The sequence below is a fragment of the Actinoplanes sp. CA-030573 genome (assembly GCF_050951115.1).
GTDB lineage: Bacteria > Actinomycetota > Actinomycetes > Mycobacteriales > Micromonosporaceae > Actinoplanes.
In genome coordinates, this window is sequence record NZ_CP192038.1 from 9,833,260 (window position 1) to 9,857,288 (window position 24,029).

The following is a 24,029-nucleotide window of genomic DNA, read 5'->3' on the forward strand; positions in this document are numbered from 1 at the left end:
CGGCATGACGCCGACGCTGAACTACCAGCGATTGTTCGATGCGCTGCCCTCGCCGTACCTGATCATGACGGCGGACTTCACCATCGTCACCGTCAACGACGCCTACGCCACCGCCACCATGATCGACCGGGAGGCGGTGGCCGGGCGACCGATGTTCGAGGTGTTCCCCGACAACCCCGACGACCCGAGCGCCGACGGGGTCCGCAATCTGCGCCGATCCCTGCAGACCGTGGTGGACACCGGCCGGTCCGACGCCCTGGCCCTGCAGCGCTACGACGTGCGCGCTCCGGACGGGACGTTCGTGCAGCGTTATTGGAGCCCGGTCAACACACCGCTGCTGGCCGAGGACGGCACTGTCGCCTTCATCGTGCACCGGGTCCAGGACGTCACCGACCTGGTCGAACTGCGCCGCGCCGGCGACGCGCACGAGCAGGCCGCCGCCGCGCTGCGGACCCGCGTCGACCAGATGGAAGCCGACCTGTTCACGCGCGGCCGGGAACTGCAGGACACCAACCGCCAACTGCAGCAGGTCAACGCCGAGCTCGCCGCCACCAGCGCCGCCCTCCGGGCGCAGCAGCAGGCCAAGGACCGCTTCATCGCGACCCTCTCCCATGAGCTGCGCAATCCTCTCGCCTCGGCCCGGGCCGCCCTGGACGTGCTCACCCTCGACATCCCCGAGCACCCGGCCCGGGCCGTGCTGGACCGGCAACTGACCGCGCTGACCCGCATGACCGACGATCTGCTCGACGCCGCCCGCACCATCACCGGCCGGTTGCGCACCACCCGCCGCCCGCTCGACCTGCGGCGTCTGGTGGCCGCAACCGTCCGCGACGCCGACGCCATACGGATCGCCCGCACCGGGGACGCGCCCGCCATCCGGCTGGTGCAGCCGGACACCGACGTCCTCGTCGACGGCGACGCGGTCCGGCTCGCGCAGATGCTGACCAACCTGCTCGACAACGCCCACAAACACACACCCGCCGGCACCGCGATCACCGTTGAGCTGACCGCCGCCGACGGCCACGCCCGTATCGACGTCCACGACGCCGGCGCCGGCTTCCCGCCCGAGAGCTCCGCGAGCCTGTTCGACCCGTTCGTCCGCGCCGGCACGTCCGCGCAACGCACTCCCGCCGGGCTCGGCCTTGGCCTGGCCGTCGTGCGAGGCATCGCCGAGACCCACGACGGCACCGCCACCGCCCATAGCGATGGCCCCGGCACCGGCGCCACGTTCACCATCCGCCTGCCGCTGACCCGGCGGCCCGTCACCGACCAGCAAGCGGCCGACCCGCCGCCCCGTCCCCCACTGCGGATCCTGTTCATCGATGACAACGACGACCTCGCCGCCATGTACCACCGTCTGCTCACCGAACGCGGTGACACCGTCACCATCGCGACCACCGCGGACGCCGCACTGAGCGCCGCCCGCCGCACGCCCTACGACCTCATCCTGTGCGACCTGACCCTCGACGCCGACAACGACGGCTACACGGTCGCCCGCCGGTTACGCCGCAGCCGCACCCACCGCCATACCCGCCTGATCGCCGTCTCCGGTTTCACCGCCGACACCGACCGCGCCCGCAGCCGCGCCGCCGGCTTCGACGCGCACCTGCCCAAACCTCTCGACCCCGCCGACCTCGAGCAGCTACTCGCCACTTGGACCCACAACTGGACACGGCCCCTCGAACCCTCAGGCGTCTGCTAGTTTCGGAGAGGTCTCCACTAGCACGAGGAGGGGCATGGTCCGCTCGGACGCCCGCGAGAACCGGGCTCGCATCCTGGCCGCCGCGCGCCAGGCTTTTGCCGAGGACGGCGACACGTCGATGAACCAGATCGCACAGCGCGCCGGTGTCGGCCCGGGCACCCTCTACCGCAACTACCCCTCCCGCGAGGCGCTCATCCTGGAGATCTATCAGGAGGAGGTCGACCGGCTCGCCGGCTCGGTGTCCGAGCTGCTCGCCACGCTGCCCCCGCTCGAGGCGCTACGGCGGTGGACGACCGAGCTGGTCGATGGGATGCGTACGAAGCACGCCCTCGGCGCCGCCCTCAGCCCGGACGCGCACCGGTCGATAACCGAGCAGACCTACGGCCCGGTGATCGCCGCGATCACGCGGCTGCTCGACGCCGGCAAGCACGACGGCAGCATCCGCGCCGATGCCGATCCCGGTGACTTCCTGCAGTTCACGGGCGCACTGTGGCGGGCCTCCCCGGACCGTACGGGACCCATGCTCGGCCTGATCCTCGACGGCTTGAACACCGCGTCCAAATAAGTGGAGACGTCTCCCTTGACTAACCGGAGACGTCTCCAATACCGTGGGAGTCGCGCGAAACGGACAACCCACGGAGGGCGAAATGGCAGACGTATTGGTGACCGGCGGTTCGGGTTACATCGGCAGCTGGTGCACGCTGGCGCTGCTCCACGCCGGCCACTCGGTGCGCACGACGGTGCGCGACCTGGCCCGCGAGCCTCAGGTGCGCGCGATGCTGGCCCGCGGCGGAGCGAGCCCGGAGGCCAAGGTGACGGTGGTGCGAGCCGACCTGCGGAGCGACGAGGGCTGGCGTGCGGCGGTGACTGGCTGCGACACGGTGCTGCACGTCGCGTCGCCCACCCTGACCCGGCCGCCGCGCAACGACGACGAGATGGTCCGCCCGGCCATCGACGGGACCCGGCGGGTGCTGCGCGAGGCCCGTGCCGCGGGCGTCCGGCGCGTGGTCATGACCTCGGCCATCGGCGCCATCGCCTACGGGCACCCGCCGCGCGACACCCCGTTCACCGAGCATGACTGGACGAACGTGGACGCCGGCATCGGGCCCTACCAGAAGTCGAAGACGCTGGCCGAGCGGGCGGCCTGGGATTTCGTCGCGGGCGAGGGCCGCGGGCTCGAGCTGGCCACGGTCAACCCGACCGCCGTGCTCGGCCCGATCCTCGGCCCCGACTACTCGCCGTCTCTCTACGGCATCGCCCGCATGCTGGACGGGTCGATGTCGGCGCTGCTCAAGTTCGCCACCGGCTACGTCGACGTACGGGACGTCGCGTCCCTGCACCTGCTGGCGATGACCGAGCCGGCCGCCGCGGGCGAGCGGTTCATCGCCACCGCCGGCCACAGCCTGTGGCAGCGTGACGTCGCCGCCGTGCTGCGCGAGCGTCTCGGTGAGCGGGCGGCCAAGGTGCCGACGCGCGAGATGCCGCTGTGGGTCGCGCGCGCCCTGGCCCGGGTCAACCCTCAGATGCGCGCCCTGCGGATGCTGCTGGGCCGCAACCTCGACGCCACGTCGGCCAAGGCCGAGCGCCTGCTCGGGTGGAAGGCCCGCCCGATCGAGGACACCATCGCCGAGACGGCCGAGAGCCTAATCGGCGGGCAGCTCGACCGTCACGCGTAGGCCGCCGCCGGCCCGCGAGGCGATGGTCAGCGTCCCGTCGTGGGCCTTGACGATGCTCTTGACGATCGCCAGCCCCAGGCCCACGCCCGCCTGATCGCCGTGGATGCGGCTGGTGCCGCGCTGGAACGGCTCGGCGAGCGTCCCGACCAGGTCCGGAGCGAGGATCGCACCGGTGTTCTCGACGACGAGAGACACCCTCCCGGCCGCGATCCCGGTCGTAACCCGTACGGTGCCCCGATCGTCGAGATTGTGGACGATCGCGTTGTGCACCAGGTTCATGGCCATCTGCATCAGCAGCGCGCGCGATCCGGTGGTGAGGACCACCTCGCCGGCCGTCTGGACGGTCACGCCGTTCTTCTCGGCCAGGGGCAGCAGCGTCTCGGTGGCCTCCTCGGCGACCAGCGACAGGTCGACCGGCTCGGGCGTGAACGACCGCTGGTCGGCCCGGCTGAGCAGGAGCAGCGCCTCGGTCAGGTCGATCGCCCTGGTGTTGATGACCTGCAGGCGACCGACCAGCTCGCCGGTGACCCGGGTCGGGTCCCGGTGGGCGAGATCGAGCAGGGACCGCGTGATCGCCAGCGGGGTGCGCAGCTCGTGCGACGCGTTGGCGGCGAACCGCTGCTGCTCGGCGACCTGCGCCTCGAGCCGGTGGAGCATGCCGTCGAAGGCGTCGGCGAGCTCGCGGAACTCGTCGTGCGGGCCGTTCAGCCCGATCCGGTGGGAGAGCGATCCGGTCGCGGCCTTGCGGGTCGCGTCGGTGATGCGGCCCAGCGGCGCGAGCATGCGGCCGGCCAGGACCCAGCCGCCGACCAGGCCGAAGACCAGCAGGAACGCCAGCACGGCGATCGCCCTCGGCGCGAAGACGTGCAGGAGGTTGGAGCGGATCGGGAAGACCCCGTTGAGCGGATCGGCGGAGACGATGAGCGCCCGGTCGGGCACATAGCGCAGCAGGAACACCCACACCGCGGCGAGCAGCAGGCCGCCCGCCACCATCAGGAAACCGGCGTAGCTGAGGGTCAGTTTGAGGCGGACGCTCACTCCGAGCCTCCGATGGCGACGGTGTCGATGCGGTATCCGACCCCGGCCACCGTGGCGATGATCCCGGGCGGGCCGAGCCGCTTGCGCAGGGCCGAGACGGTGATGCGTACGGCGTTGGTGAACGGATCGGCGTTCTCGTCCCAGGCGCGCTCCAGCAGCTCCTCGGCACTGACCACCCCGCCCTCGGCCGCGACCAGCACCTCGAGTACCGCGAACTGTTTGCGGGTCAGCGCCACGTACCGGCCGTCGCGGTACACCTCCCGGCGGAAGGGGTCCAACCGCAGGCCGGCGATCTCGCGTACGGGAGGCCGGTGATGTGCGCGACGCCGGTCGAGCGCCCGGAGTCGCAGCACCAGCTCCTGGAGCTCGAACGGCTTGGTGAGGTAGTCGTCGGCGCCGAGCTCGAAGCCGGATGCCTTGTCGTCGAGCCGGTCGGCCGCGGTGAGCATGAGGATCGGCATGCCGGTGCCGGCGGCGACGATGCGCTTGGCGATCTCGTCACCGGACGGGCCGGGGATGTCGCGGTCGAGGACGACTATGTCGTACGCGTTGATGCCCAGCAGTTCCAGAGCGGTGTCGCCGTCACCGGCGATGTCGGCCGCGATCGCCTCCAGCCGCAGGCCGTCGCGAATGGCCTCGGCCATCCAGGGCTCGTCCTCGACGATCAATACACGCACGCACGATTTTAACGGGCCGGCACATATCGCGGGCGTATCGGAAAGCGCATACGGGGCGGCAACGCCCGGCCGCCTTGACTGAGTGCCATGAGTCGCAAACTACGACCGATGGCGGCCCTGATCATGGTCGCCCTGATCGGCGCCGGCTGTTCGAGCAGGAATTCCGGCGGTGACGACGCCGCCGGCCCGCGCGCGCAGGGCGTGAAGTTCGCCCAGTGCATGCGCGACAACGGCGTCACGAACTTCCCCGACCCAGACGCGGACGGCGAGCTTACCGCCGACGGCGTGGCCAACAACTCGTCGGTGGACACCAGCACGCCGACATGGCAGAAGGCGATGGACGCGTGCCGGGATCTGGAGCCGGCCGGGTTCACCGGTCACAAGCGGACGGCCGCGCAGCAGCAGAGCGCCCTGAAGTTCGCCCAGTGCATGCGCGACAACGGGATCAAGGACTTTCCGGATCCGGAGCCGGACGGCGCCCTGATCGACACCAACCGGATCCCGTCCGCGGCGGGCCGGGGCGCCAAGGAGATACCCGGCTTCGAGGCCGCCTCGACCAAATGCAAGGACTTCGCCGCGGGCGCCCTGGACGGACCGAAGTGAGGCGGAAGGTCTGGCTGAGCGCGGCGGCCGGGATCCTGGTCGTGATCGGCGTGGTGGCCGCGACGTCGGGCCCGAGACCGGCGGCCGCGCGGGAGCAGCCGGCCACCACGGCGAAGGTCACAAAGGGCAAGCTGACGGCCCGGATCTCCCTGTACGGGACCCTGACCTACCGTGGGCGGCCGGACGGCTCGCCGTACCCCGTGATCAATCAGGCCGCCGGCATCTACACCAGGCTGCCGGCCGAGGGCGACAAGGTCGGCTGCGGCGACGTCTTCTACCGGGTCGACGACAAGCCGGTGCTGCTGCTGTGCGGCGACGTTCCGGCCTACCGTGACCTGCACGAGGGCGATGCGGGCAACGACGTACGCGAGCTCAATGCCAATCTGCGGCGGCTCGGTCACGATGCCGACGGCGGCGACCACTTCACCGGGAGGACGCGGGCGGGTCTGGCCGCGCTGCAGCGCGCCAAGGGCGCGGAGGCCACCGGGAAGCTCACCCTCGCGGGCGCGATCTTCCTTCCCGAGCCGGTACGCGTCGCCCAGCTGACCGGCACACCGGGTGGACCGGCCCGGGCCGGCACGCCGGTCGCCCAGGCCACCTCCGACACGCTCGAGGTGCAGGTCGCCCTCGACCCCGCGCAGCAGACCGAGGTGCACAGGGGCGCCCGCACGCAGATCACCCTCCCCGGCGACCGGTCGGTGCCCGGCCGGGTCGACCGCCTGGGCCGGGTCGCCCAGGTACCGGCCGGGCACGAGCAGGACGCCGGCGCCGCCACCATCCCCGCCTACATCAGCCTCGACAGTCCCGGGAAGGCGGGCGGGCTCGACCGGGCGCCGGCCCGGGTGGACATCACGACCACGGGCGTGGACAACGCGCTCAGCGTCCCGGTCACCGCGATCGTCGGCAAGTCGGGCGGCGGGTACGCGGTCGAGGTCGTCCGCGCCGGCGGCCGCCGCGAACTGGTCGCGGTGCGGCTCGGCCTCTTCGACACCGCGGGCGGCCGGGTGCAGGTCAGTCCCGGTGCGGGCGACCTCGGCGAAGGCGACGACGTGGTGGTGCCGTCGCTGTGAGCGAATCGGTTCTGGAGTTGAATGCAGTGACCAAGGTCTACGGGGAGCAGCCGCCGGTGCCCGCCCTGCGGGGCGTGTCCTTCTCCGTCGCGCGCGGCGAGCTGGTGGCGATCGTCGGGCCCTCCGGGTCGGGCAAGTCCACGCTCCTGCACATCATGGGCACCCTGGAGCGGCCGAGCAGCGGCGTGGTCCGGATCGGCGGGGTCGACGCGGCCCGGCTGAGCGACCGCGAGGTGTCTCTGCTGCGGGCCCGCGAGATCGGCTTCGTCTTCCAGCAGTTCTTCCTGGCCGAGCACGCCACGGTACGGGAGAACGTCGCCGACGGTCTGCTCTACGCCGGGGTTCCGGCCGCCGAGCGGCGCCGGCGCGCGGACGAGGCGCTCGACCGGGTGGGCCTCGCCGGGCGCGCCACGTTCAAGCCGGCCAAGCTCTCGGGCGGCGAGCGACAGCGGGTGGCGATCGCCCGGGCACTGGTCGGGCGGCCGGCGATCGTCCTCGCCGACGAGCCGACCGGCAACCTCGACAGCGTCACCGGCGCATCGATCATGGAGCTGATCCACGAGCTGAACGCCGCCGGCGCGACCATCATCATGATCACGCACGACGCCGCCCTCGCCGACCGCCTGCCTCGCCGGATCCGGCTGCTCGACGGCCAGGTGGTTGCCCGATGAGCGCCCGGTTGCGGCCGGAGGACGCCCTGCGGGTGGCGAGCGTCGGCCTGCGCGCCCGCCCCCTGCGGGCGGCGCTATCCGCGCTCGGGATCGCGATCGGGACGGCCGCGATCGTGGCCGTTCTCGGGTTGTCCTCGTCCTCGCAGGCCGGGCTCCTCGCGCAGATCGACCGGCTCGGCACCAACATGCTGACCGCCGAGTCCGGGCAGAGCCTGACCGGTGGGCCGGCGACGTTGCCGGTCGAGGCGCCGGCCCGGATCACCCACCTGAGGGACGTCGAACAGGTGGCACACACCGCCCTGATGACCGACGACAAGGTCTACCGCAGCTCGATGGTCCCGGCCGCCAACACCGGCGGCCTCCAGGTGCGAGCGACCAGCCTCAATCTGCCGTACGTCCTGCGCACTGCCGTCGCCCGCGGCAGCTGGCTCAACGAGGGCACCGCCGCCGAGCCGGTCGCGGTGCTCGGTGCGGTCGCCGCCCAACGGCTGGGCATCGAGCGCGTCCACCCCGACCAGCGGATCTGGCTGGGCGGCCAGTGGTTCAACGTCGCCGGGATCCTGCAGCCCGCGCCGCTGGTGCCGGACGTCGACAACAGCGCCCTCGTCGGGTACCCGGCCGCCCGGAAGTACCTGGGTGACGCCGTTCCGCCCAGCTCGATCTACGTCCGGGCCGCCATCGATCACGTCGCGGCGGTGCAGTCGGTGCTCGCCCAGACGGCCAAGCCCGGGGCGGCGAACGAGGTCAACGTCAGCCAGCCGTCGGACGCGCTGACCGCCCGGGCCGCCGCGGCCGGGGCGTTCGACAGCCTCTTCCTGGGGCTCGGGGTGGTGGCGCTGATCGTCGGGGCCGTCGGGGTCGCCAACATCATGATCATCTCGGTGCTGGAGCGCCGCTCCGAGATCGGCCTGCGCCGCGCGCTCGGCGCGACCGAGGGCCAGATCCGCACCCAGTTCCTCGCCGAGTCGATCCTGCTCGCCGTGATCGGCGGCGTCGTCGGGGTGCTGGCCGGCGTGGCGGCGACGGCGATCTACGCCGCGGCGAAGGGCTGGGCCGTCGTGATACCGGTCGAGGCGTGGACCGGCGGCATCGCCTCGGCCGTCCTGATCGGCGCGGGCGCCGGACTGCTGCCGGCCGTCCGGGCCTCGCGAATGCCGCCCACCGTGGCGTTGCGGACGGTGTGAGCGGCTTCCGCCGGTGAGCTAGTAGCGGTCGCCGGTCGGCGCCGGCAGCTCGTTCAGCTCGGCCAGGTCGGTCTCGGAGAGCGTCACGCCGGCCGCGCCCGCGTTGTCGAGCAGGTACTTCGGGGTCTTCGTGCCCGGGATCGGGATCACCCGGTCGCCCTGTGCCAGCACCCAGGCCAGCGCCACCTGGGCCGGCGTCGCGCCGATCCGCGACGCCACCGCGCGCACCCGGCCGACGATCGCCAGGTTGGCCTCGAGGGCCTCGCGCTGGAAGCGGGGCAGTCGGCGGCGGAAGTCGTCCTCGGGCAGGTCGTCGAAGGAGGCGAAGCGGCCGGCCAGGAAACCGCGGCCGAGCGGCGAGAACGGCAGGAACGCGATCCCCTCGGCCGCGCAGTACGGCAGGACCTCGGCCAACGCGTCCCGGGTCCAGAGCGAGAGCTCCGACTGCACCGACGCCACCGGGTGCACGGCCTGGGCCCGCCGGATCTCGTCGACGGTGACCTCGGAGAGCCCGATCCGGCGGGCCTTGCCGGCCGCCACCGCCTCGGCCATCGCGCCCCAGGTCTCCTCGATCGGCACCTCCGGGTCGACCCGGTGCAGCTGGTAAAGGTCGACGTGGTCGGTGCCGAGCCGGCCCAGGCTGGCGTCGATCGACTCGCGGACGTACTCCGGCCGGCCGTTGCGGACCATCCCGGGCGAGTTGCCGCCGGGCGTCGAGCCCATCGCCGAGACCAGGCCGACCTTGGTCGCCAGCACGGCCCGCTCCCGGTGCCCGTCGGCGAGCGCCCGCCCGACCAGCTCCTCGTTGGTGTGCGGCCCGTAGACGTCGGCCGTGTCGATGAGCGTCATGCCCAGATCCAGGGCCTGCCGGATGACCCGGATGGAGGTGTCGTCGTCGCGCGCGGCCCCCATGTCGTACGCGTGCGTCATGCCCATGCACCCCAGGCCGATGACGCCCACCTCGGGCCCGCCGTCACCCAGCGTCGTGTTCCGCATCTCCGGTCCTTTCGTCACGGTCACGCCTCCGCAACCACCAGATAGAACGTGAAGCCGGCGACGAGCGGTCCGCGCTCGAGCCGGGCGAGCCAGGCCCGCGCGTCTCCCTCGTCCAGCACACCGGCCTCGATCGCGCGCTGCGAGTTGCGCCGCAGGCCGAGCATCCGATCGGCCGTCTCGAACTCCTGGAACATCACCGGAACCGGAATGACGTGCCGCACCGCGAACCCCGCGGCCGCGCAGAGCCGCGGCAACTCACGCCCGATGGTCGGGTTACGCACGCCGCCGGCCGAAAACCCGGCAAATCCGCGGCTGTACGCGAGATCCTCGTCGCCGACGGCCAAGGTGTCCCAATCCGGCTCGGCCATCCCGAAGAGCCCGCCCGGCCGCAGCACCCGGCGCACCTCGGCGATGGCCGCCGCCGGCGACTCGACGTGCTGGAGCATCCGGTCGGCCCGGGCCCGATCGACCGAGCCGGACTCCAGCGGAAGGTCGTGGATGTCACCCTCGCGCACCGACACCCGCGGGTCGTCGGCGAAGCGCCGGCGGGCCTCGGCCAGCATCGCCGGGTCGCGGTCGATGCCGAGCACGAGCCCGGTCTCGCCGGTCTCGTCGGCCAGCCGACCGAGATCGGTGCCCGGCCCGCACCCGATGTCCGCGACCGTCAGGCCGGGTCGCAGGTCGAGCAGGGCCACCGACCGTTGCTTGTAATCCGCACCGGCCGCGGTCGAGGCCGCGGCATCCATGTAGCTGATCTGATCCGGAGCGGTCACCGAATCAACATACTGAACGTCAGCTGATGTCGGGGCCGGTGAGAACCGCGTCCGGGTCGTCGACCAGCCGCCGCACGTCCCACATCCAGACCCCGCCCTTCCAGGTGGGCTCGAAGCCCAGCAGGTCGGTCATCACCCGCAGCATCTCGATGTCGCGGATCTGCGGGGTGAGCACGATCACGCCGGCCTTCCAGTACCGCAGGTCGGCGAGCGTCATCTCGCGGCGGGTGTCGCTGATCTCGGGGATCGGGTTGCCCTGCTTGATCGACGCCATCAGGCCGCTCGTCGGGCGCCACGGCGGCGAGAAGAGAGCCGTACGGTCGGCCGGGTTCAGCGGGTTCTGGTTGGGCAGCAGCGCGTACGCCCCGGCGATCCGCATGTCCTGCCCGGTCGCCGCGCTCCACCGGATCGGGTCCGGGTAGCTCGAGTCGGGCAGCGGCAGGGTCACCACGGTGTGGTCGTCGTCGACGTACTGCTTCCAGGCGCCGGAGGTGACGAACTCAGGGGTCGGCGTCATCGGGGCCGTCTTGAGTGGCGTCGGCGCCAGCGGCACGAGGGCCATCGCGACCGCCGTGATCATCGCCACCCGGACCGGGCCGCGGGCCGAGGGCTGGGCCCGGACCAGATCGATGGCGCGCTGCACGCCGAGCGCGAGCAGGATGCCCACGGCCGGCGCGATGGCCATCGCCCACCGGGTCGGCACGGCCGAGTTGAGCACCGGAACGCTGTGCAGAACCGCCCAGATGCCGGGTACGCCGGTGTTGACGCCGTTGAGGAAAATTCGCGGTCCGAGCGACATCGCCGCGAACAGGAGCGCGACCACGCCCAGCGCGACGACCGCGATCGTGCGTCGCATCCAGACGATCAGGCCGAAGAACAGAATGACCAGTCCCCAGCCGAAGAATGCGTTCTCTTCCTGCGGATTCTGGGCGATGCGCTCGGCCAGCACCGAGTTTCCGGCAACCGACCGGCTGGAATAGGCCGTGAACGAGCCGAGGTCGGCGCCGAAGTTACGGACGAACTGCGGCAGGCCGTGATAGCTCTGCGGCCCGAAAAACTGCACGGACAGGGGATAGGCAAGCGCCGCGACCGTGACCGCGGCCGTCACCGCCAGGCCGCGCAGGAATGCGCGCGCCTCACCCCGGTGCTGCTTGCGACGGGCGATCGCCATGATGGCGCAGAAGACGCCGAGCCCCACCGCGGTCATGAACAGGATCTCGAGGTTGATGAACGCCTGCCAGACCAGCAGGCCGGCGAGGACCAACCCGTTGCGCAGGGCCCGTCCCGGCTGGCGGAGCCGCAGCGTACGCCAGACGATCAGCGGCACCAGGAACTGCGAGACGATGTTCGGGTGACCGCCCGCGTGCGACACCATGCTCGGCGCGAAAGTGCAGAAAAGAGCACCGACCCAGGCCGCCAGCCGGGAACGCACGAACTGACGGGAAAGCACGAAATACCACGAGACACCGGTGAGCGCCAACGCGAGAGTGAGAAATACGTTGAACGCCACATGCGGCCCGAAGAGCAGGGTCACCGGCGACAACGGCAGGGAAACGGCCAGCACCGAGGTGTTGGCCATCATGTTCACCCCATCGGGGTAATTCATGCGATCCGAGAAGAACGGATAGGCGCCGTCGGAGAGGACTCGCGCGCCATGAGCGAGCATCCACTCGAAAAATGCCTGATCCTGCGGATCGTCGGCCGACTGATGATCTAGATTGAGCCACAACGGGGCGGTGATGTAGAGCGCTACAGCGACGAATGTCACTACCGCAAGAACGTCCCGCCAGTTGAGCCGGCGCCACACGCGCAGGCGGCGGGTGGGCTCCTGCTCCTGCTCAGGGGCCGCCTCGACATCGGGGACGACGGAGACCGGTGCGGTCGCCTCGACCTCCGTGTCCAGAGCCGCCAGCTCCGCGTCCAGGTCCCCCGCGCCGGTCACTTGACGGGGTGGCAGAACGTTCCCGCCGGCCGACTGGCCTGTCGAGTCAATACCCGTAATCGTCATAGCATCGGCGAGCCTAACCGAGGTTGGTAACGGTGTTGTGTCGAGCGGGCCATGCGTGATCGAGCCGATATGAACGTTGTATTCCGGGCATCCAGTGCTCCGGGCACAGGCACACCAACCTGCCGCAGTACCCCGTGCACCTATGTCTCAATCAGGCAAATAATGTGAGGGCGGGTGCCGCTCAACTTTCGGTTCAGCGCGCCGGATGGTTAACTCGTTCGGTCCCGCTGTCAGCTTCGATCGGCAAGACGAGGGAACCTTACTTATGGCAGACATCACTGGAGACCAGCGGATCCAGTCCGAAGTGCTCGAGGGCCTCGCCATGGCCGTGAACCACCGCCGGTGGTTCGTCGAGCTCGCGCTCCCGTACCTGGGGGACAACCCGATCGAGATCGGCAGCGGTCTCGGCGACTACGCGATCGAGTGGGCTGAGCACCTTCCGCGGTTCACGGCGACCGAAGCCGACCCCGACCGGCTCGTGCAGCTCAAGGAGCGCATGGCCGACTACCCGAACATCGACGTGCGTCAGATGCTCCTGCCGGCCGCCGACGCGGCCGGTGAGTACAGCGCCGCGGTGTCGTACAACGTGCTCGAGCACATCGAGGACCACGTCGGGGCGCTGCGCAGCATGGCCGAGCTGGTTCGCCCCGGTGGGCGGGTCATCCTCATCGTGCCGGCGTTCATGTTCGCGATGAGCCAGGTCGACATCGCCACCGGCCACATCCGCCGGTACACCAAGAAGACGATGCGCGCGGCCATGAGCGAGGCCGGCCTGCAGATCGAGAAGCTGCACTACGCCAACGCGCTCGGCCTGATCGGCTACTACGGCGCCACCAGCATCTTCAAGCTGGCGCCCAAGGAAGGCCCGATGGTCAAGGTGTACGACTCGCTCGTGCTCCCGGTGACCAAGGCCGCCGAGCGGATCGTGAAGCCGCCGTTCGGTCAGTCGGTCTTCGTGGTGGCGCGCACCCCCAGCTGACGGGTGCTCGTCGCGTAACTCGGCTCGGGACACACGAAAGGCCGCCGGATCTCCGGCGGCCTTTTCGTCGTGCCGCGGTGGGGCCGGGGTCACTCAGCCGCGAACCTGGAAGGTCGGGCGGATGGTGGCCCGGGCCAGCGTGTGGAAGGCGAGGTTGAAGCCGACGTACGCCGGGGAGGCGTCCGCGCCGACCTCGAGCTTGTCCACGTCGATGGCGTGCACCGCGAACACGTAGCGGTGCACCCGGTCGCCGGGCGGCGGGGCGGCGCCGCCGTAGTTGCGCTCGCCGTAGTCGTTGCGCACGCAGAACGCCTCACCCGGCAGCGGGTCGATGCCGCGCTCCAGCGAGGTGACGCTGACCGGCAGGTTCACGACCAGCCAGTGCCAGAAGCCGCTGCCCGTGGGCGCGTCCGGGTCGAAGCAGGTCACCACGAAGCCACGGGTCTCCTCCGGGAAACCCGACCAGGACAGCTGGGGTGACAGGTTCTTTCCGCCCACGCTGGGGTGCGCGAACATTTCGTCGAGGGGCTGGCCGTCCGTGACGTCGGCGCTGGTCACCGTGAACTCCGGGACCGGGGGCAGATGATCGTACGGATCCGGGGCAACCGTGCGGTCGAGACTCATGGCGATTTCCTCCGGCGAGATGGTGAAAACCTTCTCCGCTTTCCCAAACCAGGCCGAGAGTAACCGGTAGACCTGAACGCCGCTCCGCGCCTCGCCCGGGCTCGTTCTCTCACTCGTTCGGGTAGCCGCACACGCGGTGCGCGCGGGCTCCCCGCCACCGGGCGATGCTTCTCTCGACATCCGATCGGGTGCGCGCGGCAGAGATCCCCGTGCCCGGTGGCGATCAGCAAGTCGGCACTCGCCCACGGGGCGGGTGCCGACTGCTGTATCCGCATTCCTCCGCCGATGAGAGCCCCGGTGCCCGCGGATGAGCCGGCCCGGCTCGCCGCCCTGCACGACGCCGGGGTTCTGGACACCGCGCCGGAAGAGGACTTCGACGACATCGCGCTGCTCGCCTCGCAGATCTGCGACACCCCGATGGGCCTGGTCAGCTTCGTCGACGCCACCCGCCAGTGGGTGAAGGCAAGGGTCGGCATCGATTTCGAGCAGGGACCGCGCGACCTGTCCTTCTGCACGCACACGATCAGCGGGCACGACTCGTTCCTGTCCACGGTGAGCCACGAGCTGCGTACGCCGCTGTCCACCATCCGCGGCTATCTCGAGATCCTGCTCGAGGGCGGCTTCGACACCGAGGAGACGATGCAGCTCGATGTGACGGAGCTCGATCTGGCCGACCTGACCCATCAGGTCGTGACCGCGTGCCGGCCGCTGGCCGCGCACAAGAGGTCGAGCTGATCGACCGCACCGCGCTGCCGGTGCCGGCCCGGGGCGACGCGAAGCGCCTCACCCAGGCCCTGAACCACCTCGTGGTCAACGCGATCAAGTTCACCGGGCCGGACGGGCGGATCACCGTCGAGTCCCGCGACGACGGCGAGCCCGAGCTGACCATCAGCGACACCCGGATGGGCATCGCCGAGGAAGAGCTGCCGCACGTCTTCGACCGCTTCTACCGCTGCGCGTCGGCCGACGTGATGGCCGCCCAGGGACCGGGCCTGGGCCTCGCGATCGTGAAATCGATCATCGAGGCCCACCACGGCAGCATCCACCTGACCAGCGCGCCCGGCGTCGGCACGACCGTTCGTCTCACGTTGCCGGCCCGCTAGGCCTGCTCGGTGAGGCCGAACAGCGGCCGGCAGGCGTCGAGCCCCTCGATCCGCACCGGGACCGTCCGGGCCTTCTCCCACGCCTCGCGATCGAGCCGCAGCCGCCGCCCGACCAGGGCCTTGCCCCGGATCACGTGCCGCTCGACGCCGTTGTCGGCGTAGCCCAGCTTGCGCGAGACCCGGTACGAGGCGTGGTTGTCCTCGAACGCCTCCGACGTGGCGAACACCGCACCCAGGCCGGCGAACGCCAGCTCGAGCACGGCCGCGCGCATCTCGGTGCCGTAGCCGCGGCCCTGCTCGGCCCGGCCCAGCCACGAGCCGGTGCCGACCTCCCGCAGGGTGGCGAAACCGGCCGCGTCGATGCTCTGCGTGCCCACCACCCGGCCGTCGGCGATCGCCACCAGACCGAGCGACCATTTTTCCGGCTGCCATGCCGCCCACGTGTGCCACTGCCATTGCAGAACACTGCGGGCGACGCGTTCCGGCGGCTGATCGGTCCATTCCGCGACGAACGGCTGGACCCCGGGATCGTGCACACCGGCGGCCGCGAGGGCGGCCAGCTCGGCGAGACGATCCAGATCCGGTACGCGCAATTCCAGTCGCGGTGTCCGCAACACCAGCCCGAAGAGGGGCCACTGATCGGCAATCATGAACGCGATTGTCTCGGGTGCGGCGGACGGCCGCGAACGGATTACCGGGCTTTACAGGCGCTCCACCGACAGCCCCGAATAGAGCTTCCGATAGACGACTCCGGTCCGGTGGTTACCCGCGTCGATCATCATCCCGTTGCCCATGTAGATGCCGACGTGCCCCGGTCCGACCACCAGGTCACCGGGCCGCGCCTGAGACCGGGATATGCGGCGGGCGCGGGCGGCCTGGGCGCCGGAGGAGTGCGGGAGCCGGATGCCGGCCCGGGCGTACGCCTGCTTGGTGAGCCCGGAGCAGTCGAAGCCGCCCCGGCCCTCGCCGCCGCTGACGTACCGCCGGCCGACCTGCGACCTGGCGAACGCCACCACCGCGGTCATGTTGCCCAGTCGCATCACCCGGTGGGTGACCGGGGCGGTGGTGCGGCGCACGACGCTGCGCACGCGGGTGACGGCTCGGCGGGTGGCCTTTGCCCGTACGGTGCGGGTCGCCGTCGTGCGATCGGAGTTGTCCCGCCGGGCGACGTCCCCGCCCCGGCTCAGGCCGAGCCCGGCCGGCCGCCCGTTCGAGCCGGTGATCCGCCGGCCGTTCAAGCTGGTGATCCGCCGGCCGTTCGCGCCGGTGATCCGGGTCGAGCCCGGTCCGGTGAGCCGGATCTGACCTCCTCCCAGCCCGATCTGGCTTTCTCCGAGCCCGATCGGGTTTTCCCCGAGCCCGAGGGGGCTTCCTCCGAGCCGGGTCAGATCCTGTCCGGCGGCGGAGATCGAGTTTTCGGCGGTGAAGATCGAGTTTTGGGCGGCGGAGATCTGGTTTTCGCCGGCGAACCGGATCGGGCGCACGACGGCCCGTGCCGGGCGGCGGGAGGCCGGCGCGACGGCCGGGCGGACCCCCGCGGCGCGGCGAATCAAGGCGCGCGAAGCGCGCTGGGCGAGGACCGCCCGTACGGCAAAAGCGTTATCGGGGTCGAGACGGGCCGATTCCGGGCGGGCCACCGGGCCGCTCCGGACGGGGGCGACCGGAGCCTGCAGGGCGGCACTGGCCTGCTCGACGGGTTCTAGGGCCGGCGTGACGACTGCCAGCGCAATGGCGCCTGCAGTCAGCGCCCGGCTCGCGGACGGACGGTGCAGCGTTGCCTCCGAAATCGGCCCGGGGCACTCGCGCGAATCCCATCAGCACGGCCATAACGTTCGGCCGCGCCCATACCGCCCGTCGATGGACAGCAATGGGAACCCGGACTACTCGTTAATTCCGTCGACCATGCCAACACAGAACCGGAATCTTTTGGGGCCGAATTCCAACAATCGCCCTCACCCCCTCGGGAAAAGGGCGCCTTTTTGAGCTGTAAATAGCCACGTCTCGATAGCAAAAATTGCATCCCGGCCGGGCGTGTCCCACCGGCGTGTCCCCCTCCACCCGGCGGCTCGGCTACGAGAGGGCGATCCGCGCGCCCCGGCTGCCGGCCGTTTCGTGCACGAGAAGCGCGGAGAGCCGGGTCCCCGCCGGCACGTCGAACGGCAGCACTCCGCTCACCGTCGCCCCCGCCGGCACCTCGTCCAGCAGCGTCGCCGACCCGTCCTCCAAGCTCCGCTCACTCAGAATCGCCGCCGCGTGATCGTCGAGCGAGTACTCCCGCCCATGCACGTCGAGGGCCCGCTGCGCCCCGCTGTCGAGCAGCCGCGCTTCCCGCCCGGCGTTCTCCACGTTCACGCTGACCAGGCAGAACTGCCCCTTGGCCCGCTGCCGGAGCTCGCCCGCCCCGACCGTCGAGACGCCGCACCGCAGCCCCGTGACCGTCACGATGAACGCCCCGTCCGCCCCGGTCCGGTTGAGCGTCGCGTCCTCAACGCCCCGTTCCGCACCTTTCGTCCCCGGCGCCGCCGACCCCGAGGCACTGGCCGCCGGCACCGCGACGCCCCGATCACCCGAGCCACCCACCGCATAGGCCCCCGACCCGGCCGCGACAACGGCAAGCCCACCGGCCAGCACCCAGATCCACTTCCCGCGTCGCCGCCCACCCGAGCCCGGCAGCGAGACCTCATCCCCGCGCGTGCCCGTCTCCCGCGGCGCCCTAGCGTCCGGCGACGTGGGCTCCAACTCGTCCGCGGCGGCGGGGCGTAGCGGCTTCGAACTCATGGCGGGCTCCCGAACCGGGCTCGGCGACAAGACGCGACCCCGCAGCTCCCGGCGAGCGCCCGGGTCGCGGCACCATGCTCGGCACCCGTCCCCCGTTCGCGGCATCGCCACGCCGCATATCGGACCTATCCGCGCATAAACCTCCTCCAAATGCACCCGAAAGTGTTACGGTCCCTCAGGGCAGCAGCAAGATCTTGCCCAGGTGGTCGCTCGACTCCATCAGCTCGTGCGCCTCGCCGGCGGCCGCCAGCGGGAGCGTGGTGTGGATGATCGGCTTGACCGCGCCGGCCTCGACCAGCGGCCAGACCTCGCGACGGACGCCGGCCACCACGCGGGCCTTGTCGTCGAGCGGGCGCGCCCGCAGGCCGGTCGCCGAGATGCGGCCGCGCTTGGCCATCAGCTGCCCGAGGTCGAGCTCGCCCTTGCGGCCGCCCTGCATGCCGATCACGGCGATGCGGCCGTCGGGCGCCAGCACGTCGACGTTGCGGGCCAGGTACTTCGCGCCCACGATGTCGAGCACCACGTCGGCGCCGCGACCGCCGGTGAAGTCCTTTGTGGCCGCCACGAAGTCGTCGGTCGTGTAGTCGACGACGTGGTCGGCGCCGAGCTCGCGCAGCTTGTCGTGCTTGGCCGCCCGGGCGGTGGCCACCACCGTGGCGCCCAGCGCCTTGCCGAGCTGGATCGCGAACGTGCCGATGCCACTGCCGCCGCCGTGCACCAGCAGCGTCTCGCCCTTGCGCAGGCGGGCCACGTCCACCACGTTCGACCAGACCGTGCACGAGACCTCGGGCAACGCGGCCGACTCCTGCAGCGAGAGGCCGGTCGGCACCGGCAGCAGCTGCCCGGCCGGCACCGCGACCTTTTCCGCATAGCCGCCGCCGGCCAGCAGCGCGGCCACCCGCTCGCCCACGTGCCGGCCGGTGACGCCGGGACCGACCGAGCTGATCACGCCGGCACACTCGAGGCCGGGATAGTCGGAGGCGCCGGGCGGCGGCGGGTAGAAGCCCTGACGCTGGGACACGTCGGCCCGGTTGACGCCGGCGGCGGTCACGTCGACGACCACCTCGCCCTCGCCGGCCACCGGGTCGGGCACCTCGCGCAGCACCAGCCGCTTGTCTTCGATCACTATCGCGTGCATGGGTTCAGCTTGCCCGAGGGCTGCGACCGAAAACGAGCCTTCAGTCCGGTCCGGGGGCGGTGGTCGGGGCGGCCGGACGGGGAGGAAGCCCCGCGAGCTGCGCCCACCGCAGCTCGCGAGGCTTCCTGACCAGGGAAGATCAGCCCTTGTAGGCGCCGATGATCTTTGTGTACTGGTACGCCGACTGCGCCACGCCACTGCACGTGTCGTCGTTCGGGTACCCGCTCGGGCACTGACGGTCCCGGTTCAGCGACCAGAACGTCAGGCGGGCGATCGTGTGCTGCTGCGCGTACGCCGTGATGGTCTGCATGTCCGCGAGGGTGACCGTCGCGTGCTCGTCGGTGATCCCGTTCATCGAGGAGATGCCCACGTGCTTGTACGCCTCGGCGTCCGACCAGCCGTAGGCCGTCTTCAGCCGGTTCTTCAGCCCGTCCGCCGCCTGGATGGTCAGCTGACCCTGGTTACCGGTCGTGTTGCCCCAGTCGAAGGTCATGATTCCCCAGCCGTCGATGACCAGCCCGGCCGACGCGGCCCGGTTGATCAGCGAGGCGTCCGGACCGCTCGTGCCGCTGCCCAGCGTGATGTAGATGGTGATGCCGGGGTTGTTGGCCTTGATCGTCTTCAGCGCGTCGACCGTCTTCTGCTGATCGGCGGCGGTGTTGTAGGGCGTGCCCTCGATGTCGATGTCGATGGCCTTCAGCCCGTACGCGTTGATGACCTTCTGGTAGGCCGCGGCCAGCGCCGAGGCACTGGTGCAGTAGTGCTCGAGCCACGGGCCGGAGGCGCCGCCGAACGAGATCACCACGTCACCGCCGTTGGCCCTGATCGTGTTGATGGCCGTCTGGTCCTGGCCGCCGGTCAGCGCCCGGCTGCCGTCCCACTTCGGGTCGCAGTTGCCGCTGTTCAGCATGAACGCCATCGTGAACCACTTGACCCCGGTCGTCTGGGTGACCGTGGTCAGGTTCGGCGGGTTGCCCCAGCCGGTGTAGTAGTACGGCGCGACCGCCTTGATGCCCGGGCCGCCCGACGAGGGAGGCGTGGTGGGCGTGGTGGTCGGCGGCGTCGAGCCCCCGCCGAAGGTCCACTTCTGGTTGGACGTGCCGGTGCAGGTCCACAGCTGGAGCTTGGCCCCGTCCGCGGTGTTCTTGTCCTTCACGTCCAGGCACTTGCCGTTCGAGTTGATCAGCGAGCCGCCGGACAGGCTCCACTTCTGGGTCGCCACCGTGTCGAAGCAGTCCCAAACGTGCACGACCGCGCCGTCCGCCGACGAGTTGCCGGCGACGTCCAGGCACTTGCCCTTGACCTGCACCGAGCCGTTGTCGGCCAGCGTCCAGGTCTGGTTCGCCGAGCCCGCGACGCAGCTCCACAGCTGCGGCTGGTTGCCGTTGGTGGTCGAGCCGTTGGTGAGGTCGAGACACTTGCCGTTGAGCGAGCTCACCAGGGCGCCGGCGCTGGCCGCTGAGGCGTTGGTGATGCCGAGGATGCCCATGGTCGCGACGACCGCGACCCCGGCCGCGATTGCTAGAAGCCGCTTCATGCCGGAACCGTCCATCTCTGGTTGGCGGCGCCGGTGCAGCTCCAGATCTGCAGTTTGGCCCCGTTGGCGGTGTTGTTGTCCTTGACGTCCAGGCACTTGCCGGACGCGGAGTTGATCAGCGTGCCGCCGGAGGCGGTCCACTTCTGCGTGGCGACCGTCGAGATGCAGTCCCACAGGTGCACGGCTCCGCCGTCCGCAGTGGAGTTGTTCGCGACGTCCAGGCACTTGCCGAGGCCCCGGATGGTGCCGTCGGTGCCGACCGTCCACTGCTGGTTGGTGTTGCCGGCGGTGCAGTCCCACAGCTGGGGCTGGTTGCCGTTGGCGGTCGAGCCGCCGGTGACGTCCAGGCACTTGCCGCCGAGGCCGGTGATCGTGCCGGTCTTGCCGGTGCCGGTCCCGGTGCCGCCGCCACCGCCGCTCTGCGTGCCGCCCCAGGTGAACGTCGCCGAGGTCTTGGTCGGCAGCGAGTACGTGAAGGACTGCCCACCCCAGTTGACCTTGATCGACTGGGCGCTGCCGCTGGTGTTGTACGCGATCAGCGCCTTCGAGCCGTCGCTGTTCTTGAACGCCACGTTCGGCACCGTCGAGTTGGCCGAAGAGTCGATCCGCACCGCGCCCGGCTTCACGAACTTGGTGAGGTGGCCCATCGTGTAGTACTCGATGGTGTAGTCGACCTGCCCGCGCCGGCTGTCGTTGCGGTGCACGGTGATCAATCCCGTACAGGTGCCGCATCCGCCGTTGTGCGGACCCATCGCCTCGTCGACGGCGAGCGACCACTTGGTCCAGCTACGACCCCAGTTGCGGAAGTAGTCGATGAGGTCGCCCATGTCCTCGGACTGCTGGTTGGAGACCCACGTGCCGCCCGAGTGCTCGGTGTTGTACATGTTCACCGACGGGAACTGGTTGTGGACCGAGCTTTCGGTGGACGGGTTGCCGCCGTAGTCATGCCACGCGATGCCGCCGAAGTTCGGGTGGTTCCGGATCGCGGTGTCATTGATCAAAGGCGAGACCCAGGTGTCGTACGTGTCGAAGTTCCAGTCGCCGATCAGCAGCTTGGTGCTGAGTCCCGCCGATTGCAGCGCGGGCATCAGGTCGTTCTTGGCGAAGGACTGCAGCCCGGAGACGGGCCACTGCATCGACGGGTAACCGGCGCAGCAACCGGGCTCGTTCTGCTCGGTGACGTACCGGATCGGCACGCCCTGCGCCTGGTAGCCCTGGATGTACTTGACGAAGTACTGCGCGTAGGTCTTGTAGTACTGCGCCTGCAGGTAACCCTGGCTGTAGGCGTTGTTGTCCTTCATCCACGGCGGTGCCGACCACGGCGACCCCATGACGAACATCGAAGGATTCAGCCCGTACGCCTGCTTGGTGAGCGCCATGATGTCGGCGTCCCGGGAGAGCGAGAAATCGTTCAGGTCGCAGCAGGTGTTGTCGTACGAGTAGCTGTTCTGCGCCAGGTCGGACGAGCCGATGACATTGCGCAGCGCGCTGACGCCGATGCCCCCGCTGTTGCTGAACAGCTTGGTCAGGACATCGGACTGCGCACTCGACGACAGCGCGCCGCTTCCCTTGATGTCGAAGGCGGCGGTGTCGGTCATCGACGCGCCCGCGCCCTCGAACGGCTGGTAGGTCGTGTTCTCGTTGACGGTGATCGTCTGGTTCGCGCTGCCGCTGCTGCTCGCGAATGCGATCGGGGTCTGCTGCTGCAGCCCACGCGTCACCGTGCGCCCGCCACTGTCACTCGTCGTGGTCAGGTAGACGTTCACCGTCTCGTTCGCCGCGAACGCCTGGGGGGCGACCACCACGATCGAGGTGACCAGGGCCGCCGCGGAGGCCGCCATGATCAGCGTTCTTCGGGTTCTGGGGATGGACATGGATGGGGACTCCCTTGCCGTTGGTGGGGGCCGTTGGCGGGGATTGGTAAGGCAGGTGAACAATAAACACCTCGGTCGATTCCTTGTCAACTGCCAAAAGCGGGCGACTTCGCCGTGTTTGCGCTGCTCAGACGCCTCTTCAGAGTCTTAATACAAGTTTCGGTCAAGAGTGCCTGCCGGAGGCCGTGACGGGGTCTGGCAGACTGGACCGGCACCACCGGGAGGGCTCGCCTAGTGGCCGATGGCGCCGGTCTTGAAAACCGGTATGGGGAAACTCATCGTGGGTTCGAATCCCACGCCCTCCGCACGGACAGTCGGGCTCACTCGCGACGAGCGGTATGCCGCCTTCCCCAGCCACGGCGCCGGGTGCGCAGCGTCAGCGCGCCGGCCAGCAGTGCGAATGCCACGCCGGCGACGGCCAGGACGCCGAGGCGCGCGGCGCGGCTTTGCGCACCGTGACCGGCAGCGGCCGCGCCGGTCGGACGGTTGCACTGCCGGACCGGATCGTCCCGGGTGAGCGCGCAGATCATGCGCGCCGCCCGGTCCGGTCCGTACCGCTCCGCCAGCGCGGCGCGGAAGTCCTGCCACTGGCGCCGGGTCTCGGCTATCGCACCGGCGACCGCCTTGGCGAAGTTCCGTGCGACCATCCCGCGCGCAGTGGTCGGGCCGGTGACCTCGCCGCTGGCCGGATCGATGATCCCGTTGTCCTTGTTGAGCGCCGCGTGGGTGATCCGGCCCGTGCAGTTGCCGACGCCGGGAGACTCGTCCTTGAGCACGAAGCACCCGGTGGCCAGTCCCTCCGGCACGCTCACCGCCGCATCGCCGCGCAGGTCGAAGAGCGCACTCGGCCCCGGACGGTTCAGGCCCGGCGGATTCTCCGGTCCGGTGGGACGCGCCGGATCCGCTTCGTCGGCCCAGTTGCTGTGCGCGTAGAAGTCCTGGGCGCCGTGCAGGGCCCGGCCCAGCCCTTCGATGACCGTGCATTTGGCGCGGTCCTCGTCGTTGCCGGGCCGGCAGTCCCGGTCCAGGATCACCTCGTCCGCAACGACGCGCCCCTGGTCGTCGAGCAGATCCTCGGCGCTGTCCACACCCTGCCGGAACCGCATCCGCAGATGATCGATGCAGGCGATGAGTTGCGTCGTGGCCTGGTCCCGGGTGCGGGGATAGCTGCCGGGCAGGAAGTCGGCGTTGTCGCAATGTGCGGCCGGGTCGCTGATCTCGTCGCTGTCCGGTGCGCCGACGGCCCCGAATCCCTTACCGCGTCCGGCGAGCTGATCCATGGAGCGGGCCGCGAAGCAGTCCTGGTCCGAACGCGCGGTGCCGGCGCAGCTCAACGCGGCGCGGGTCAGCCGTTCGTGCTCGCGGTGCTGCCCGCCTCCGTCGATCGTCCCGAAGGCGGCGGCCGGGCCGGCCGGTAGCGCCATCCATGCCGTCAGGACGAGCAACACGACCAACACCGAGCCGGGCCGCGACGGGTAAAGCGGCGGCCGGGTGGCGGGTCGAGGCGCCGGCCACAAGCGCGGGCGGGTCAACTGGCCCTGCATCGGTCGACTGTCCACCGTCTCGGGCCGTGGCCGCCTCATCCCGCTCGGGTAGTC

General features: G+C 70.5%; 23 protein-coding genes and 1 tRNA gene. 11 read left to right on the forward strand and 13 right to left on the reverse strand.

Annotation, left to right across the window (positions count from 1 at the left end; translation table 11 throughout):
• Positions 1–4 precede the first annotated feature (4 nt).
• From ACQP2F_RS45645 to ACQP2F_RS45655, 3 genes are all read left to right on the forward strand, one after another.
• A complete protein-coding gene (locus ACQP2F_RS45645) occupies positions 5–1,702 on the forward strand; it encodes an ATP-binding protein (RefSeq protein WP_433299232.1) in 1,698 nt (565 codons plus the stop codon).
• Positions 1,703–1,736: 34 nt separating this feature from the next.
• Positions 1,737–2,267, forward strand: coding sequence for a TetR/AcrR family transcriptional regulator (locus ACQP2F_RS45650; protein WP_433299234.1), 531 nt, complete (start codon positions 1,737–1,739; stop codon positions 2,265–2,267).
• Between the two features lie 82 nt (positions 2,268–2,349).
• Positions 2,350–3,378, forward strand: coding sequence for an SDR family oxidoreductase (locus ACQP2F_RS45655; RefSeq protein WP_433299236.1), 1,029 nt, complete (start codon positions 2,350–2,352; stop codon positions 3,376–3,378).
• Here ACQP2F_RS45655 and ACQP2F_RS45660 read toward each other — a convergent pair.
• Both ACQP2F_RS45660 and ACQP2F_RS45665 read right to left on the reverse strand, forming a co-directional pair.
• Positions 3,346–4,416: a sensor histidine kinase gene (locus ACQP2F_RS45660; RefSeq protein ID WP_433299238.1), complete on the reverse strand. Its 1,071-nt coding sequence runs from the start codon at positions 4,414–4,416 to the stop codon at positions 3,346–3,348. The genes ACQP2F_RS45655 and ACQP2F_RS45660 overlap by 33 nt on opposite strands.
• The gene (locus ACQP2F_RS45665; RefSeq protein ID WP_433299240.1) at positions 4,413–5,093 is read right to left on the reverse strand and encodes a response regulator transcription factor; all 681 of its coding nucleotides are present in this window, start codon (positions 5,091–5,093) and stop codon (positions 4,413–4,415) included. Before ACQP2F_RS45665 ends, ACQP2F_RS45660 begins: the two co-directional genes overlap by 4 nt.
• A 108-nt stretch (positions 5,094–5,201) precedes the next feature.
• On the opposite strand from ACQP2F_RS45665, the gene ACQP2F_RS45670 reads away from it, so the two are divergent.
• Genes ACQP2F_RS45670 through ACQP2F_RS45685 form a run of 4 tightly spaced genes read left to right on the forward strand, consistent with a single transcriptional unit; the run spans position 5,202 to position 8,621 of the window.
• Positions 5,202–5,696 (forward strand): hypothetical protein, encoded by a 495-nt coding sequence (locus ACQP2F_RS45670; protein WP_433299242.1) that lies wholly within the window; start codon positions 5,202–5,204, stop codon positions 5,694–5,696.
• Positions 5,693–6,766, forward strand: coding sequence for an efflux RND transporter periplasmic adaptor subunit (locus tag ACQP2F_RS45675; protein ID WP_433299244.1), 1,074 nt, complete (start codon positions 5,693–5,695; stop codon positions 6,764–6,766). The genes ACQP2F_RS45670 and ACQP2F_RS45675 overlap by 4 nt, the downstream gene beginning before the upstream one ends.
• A complete protein-coding gene (locus tag ACQP2F_RS45680) occupies positions 6,763–7,437 on the forward strand; it encodes an ABC transporter ATP-binding protein (protein WP_433299246.1) in 675 nt (224 codons plus the stop codon). Before ACQP2F_RS45675 ends, ACQP2F_RS45680 begins: the two co-directional genes overlap by 4 nt.
• On the forward strand, positions 7,434–8,621 hold the full coding sequence (locus ACQP2F_RS45685) for an ABC transporter permease (protein ID WP_433299248.1): 1,188 nt from the start codon (positions 7,434–7,436) through the stop codon (positions 8,619–8,621). Before ACQP2F_RS45680 ends, ACQP2F_RS45685 begins: the two co-directional genes overlap by 4 nt.
• Before the next feature lie 18 nt (positions 8,622–8,639).
• Here the strand turns inward: ACQP2F_RS45685 and ACQP2F_RS45690 are convergent, their stop codons facing one another.
• Genes ACQP2F_RS45690 through ACQP2F_RS45700 form a run of 3 tightly spaced genes read right to left on the reverse strand, consistent with a single transcriptional unit; the run spans position 8,640 to position 12,398 of the window.
• A complete protein-coding gene (locus ACQP2F_RS45690) occupies positions 8,640–9,617 on the reverse strand; it encodes an aldo/keto reductase (protein WP_433299250.1) in 978 nt (325 codons plus the stop codon).
• 20 nt (positions 9,618–9,637) lie between these two features.
• On the reverse strand, positions 9,638–10,390 hold the full coding sequence (locus ACQP2F_RS45695) for a methyltransferase domain-containing protein (RefSeq protein WP_433299252.1): 753 nt from the start codon (positions 10,388–10,390) through the stop codon (positions 9,638–9,640).
• Positions 10,391–10,409: 19 nt separating this feature from the next.
• Positions 10,410–12,398, reverse strand: a complete 1,989-nt coding sequence (locus tag ACQP2F_RS45700) for a hypothetical protein (RefSeq protein ID WP_433299254.1) — start codon at positions 12,396–12,398, stop codon at positions 10,410–10,412.
• 265 nt (positions 12,399–12,663) lie between these two features.
• Here ACQP2F_RS45700 and ACQP2F_RS45705 point away from each other — a divergent pair, with 265 nt between their 5' ends.
• On the forward strand, positions 12,664–13,377 hold the full coding sequence (locus ACQP2F_RS45705) for a class I SAM-dependent methyltransferase (protein WP_433299256.1): 714 nt from the start codon (positions 12,664–12,666) through the stop codon (positions 13,375–13,377).
• A gap of 93 nt (positions 13,378–13,470) precedes the next feature.
• Here the strand turns inward: ACQP2F_RS45705 and ACQP2F_RS45710 are convergent, their stop codons facing one another.
• Entirely contained in the window at positions 13,471–14,001 is a 531-nt protein-coding gene (locus tag ACQP2F_RS45710) for a YbhB/YbcL family Raf kinase inhibitor-like protein (protein WP_433299258.1), read from the reverse strand.
• A gap of 297 nt (positions 14,002–14,298) precedes the next feature.
• Here ACQP2F_RS45710 and ACQP2F_RS45715 point away from each other — a divergent pair, with 297 nt between their 5' ends.
• Positions 14,299–14,736 carry a histidine kinase dimerization/phospho-acceptor domain-containing protein gene (locus tag ACQP2F_RS45715; RefSeq protein ID WP_433299260.1) on the forward strand — a complete coding sequence of 146 codons (438 nt, stop codon included), beginning with the start codon at positions 14,299–14,301 and terminating at the stop codon, positions 14,734–14,736.
• Complete coding sequence (locus tag ACQP2F_RS45720; RefSeq protein WP_433299262.1) at positions 14,700–15,104, forward strand: sensor histidine kinase; 405 nt, start codon at positions 14,700–14,702, stop codon at positions 15,102–15,104. The genes ACQP2F_RS45715 and ACQP2F_RS45720 overlap by 37 nt, the downstream gene beginning before the upstream one ends.
• Here the strand turns inward: ACQP2F_RS45720 and ACQP2F_RS45725 are convergent.
• The 6 genes from ACQP2F_RS45725 to ACQP2F_RS45750 form a co-directional block, all read right to left on the reverse strand.
• On the reverse strand, positions 15,101–15,754 hold the full coding sequence (locus tag ACQP2F_RS45725) for a GNAT family N-acetyltransferase (RefSeq protein ID WP_433299264.1): 654 nt from the start codon (positions 15,752–15,754) through the stop codon (positions 15,101–15,103). The two genes, ACQP2F_RS45720 and ACQP2F_RS45725, sit on opposite strands and share 4 nt — an antisense overlap.
• Before the next feature lie 51 nt (positions 15,755–15,805).
• The gene (locus ACQP2F_RS45730; protein WP_433299266.1) at positions 15,806–16,741 is read right to left on the reverse strand and encodes a C40 family peptidase; all 936 of its coding nucleotides are present in this window, start codon (positions 16,739–16,741) and stop codon (positions 15,806–15,808) included.
• 433 nt (positions 16,742–17,174) lie between these two features.
• Positions 17,175–17,882, reverse strand: a complete 708-nt coding sequence (locus ACQP2F_RS45735; RefSeq protein ID WP_433299268.1) for a DUF4352 domain-containing protein — start codon at positions 17,880–17,882, stop codon at positions 17,175–17,177.
• Positions 17,883–18,057: 175 nt separating this feature from the next.
• On the reverse strand, positions 18,058–19,020 hold the full coding sequence (locus tag ACQP2F_RS45740) for an NAD(P)H-quinone oxidoreductase (RefSeq protein WP_433299270.1): 963 nt from the start codon (positions 19,018–19,020) through the stop codon (positions 18,058–18,060).
• 139 nt (positions 19,021–19,159) lie between these two features.
• Entirely contained in the window at positions 19,160–20,557 is a 1,398-nt protein-coding gene (locus ACQP2F_RS45745) for a ricin-type beta-trefoil lectin domain protein (RefSeq protein WP_433299272.1), read from the reverse strand.
• On the reverse strand, positions 20,554–22,431 hold the full coding sequence (locus ACQP2F_RS45750) for a ricin-type beta-trefoil lectin domain protein (protein WP_433299274.1): 1,878 nt from the start codon (positions 22,429–22,431) through the stop codon (positions 20,554–20,556). Before ACQP2F_RS45750 ends, ACQP2F_RS45745 begins: the two co-directional genes overlap by 4 nt.
• Positions 22,432–22,651: 220 nt before the next feature.
• On the opposite strand from ACQP2F_RS45750, the gene ACQP2F_RS45755 reads away from it, so the two are divergent.
• Positions 22,652–22,736: transfer RNA gene (locus ACQP2F_RS45755), tRNA-Ser, on the forward strand.
• Between the two features lie 15 nt (positions 22,737–22,751).
• Here ACQP2F_RS45755 and ACQP2F_RS45760 read toward each other — a convergent pair.
• Positions 22,752–23,879, reverse strand: a complete 1,128-nt coding sequence (locus ACQP2F_RS45760; protein WP_433299276.1) for a CinY protein — start codon at positions 23,877–23,879, stop codon at positions 22,752–22,754.
• Positions 23,880–24,029: the final 150 nt, after the last annotated feature.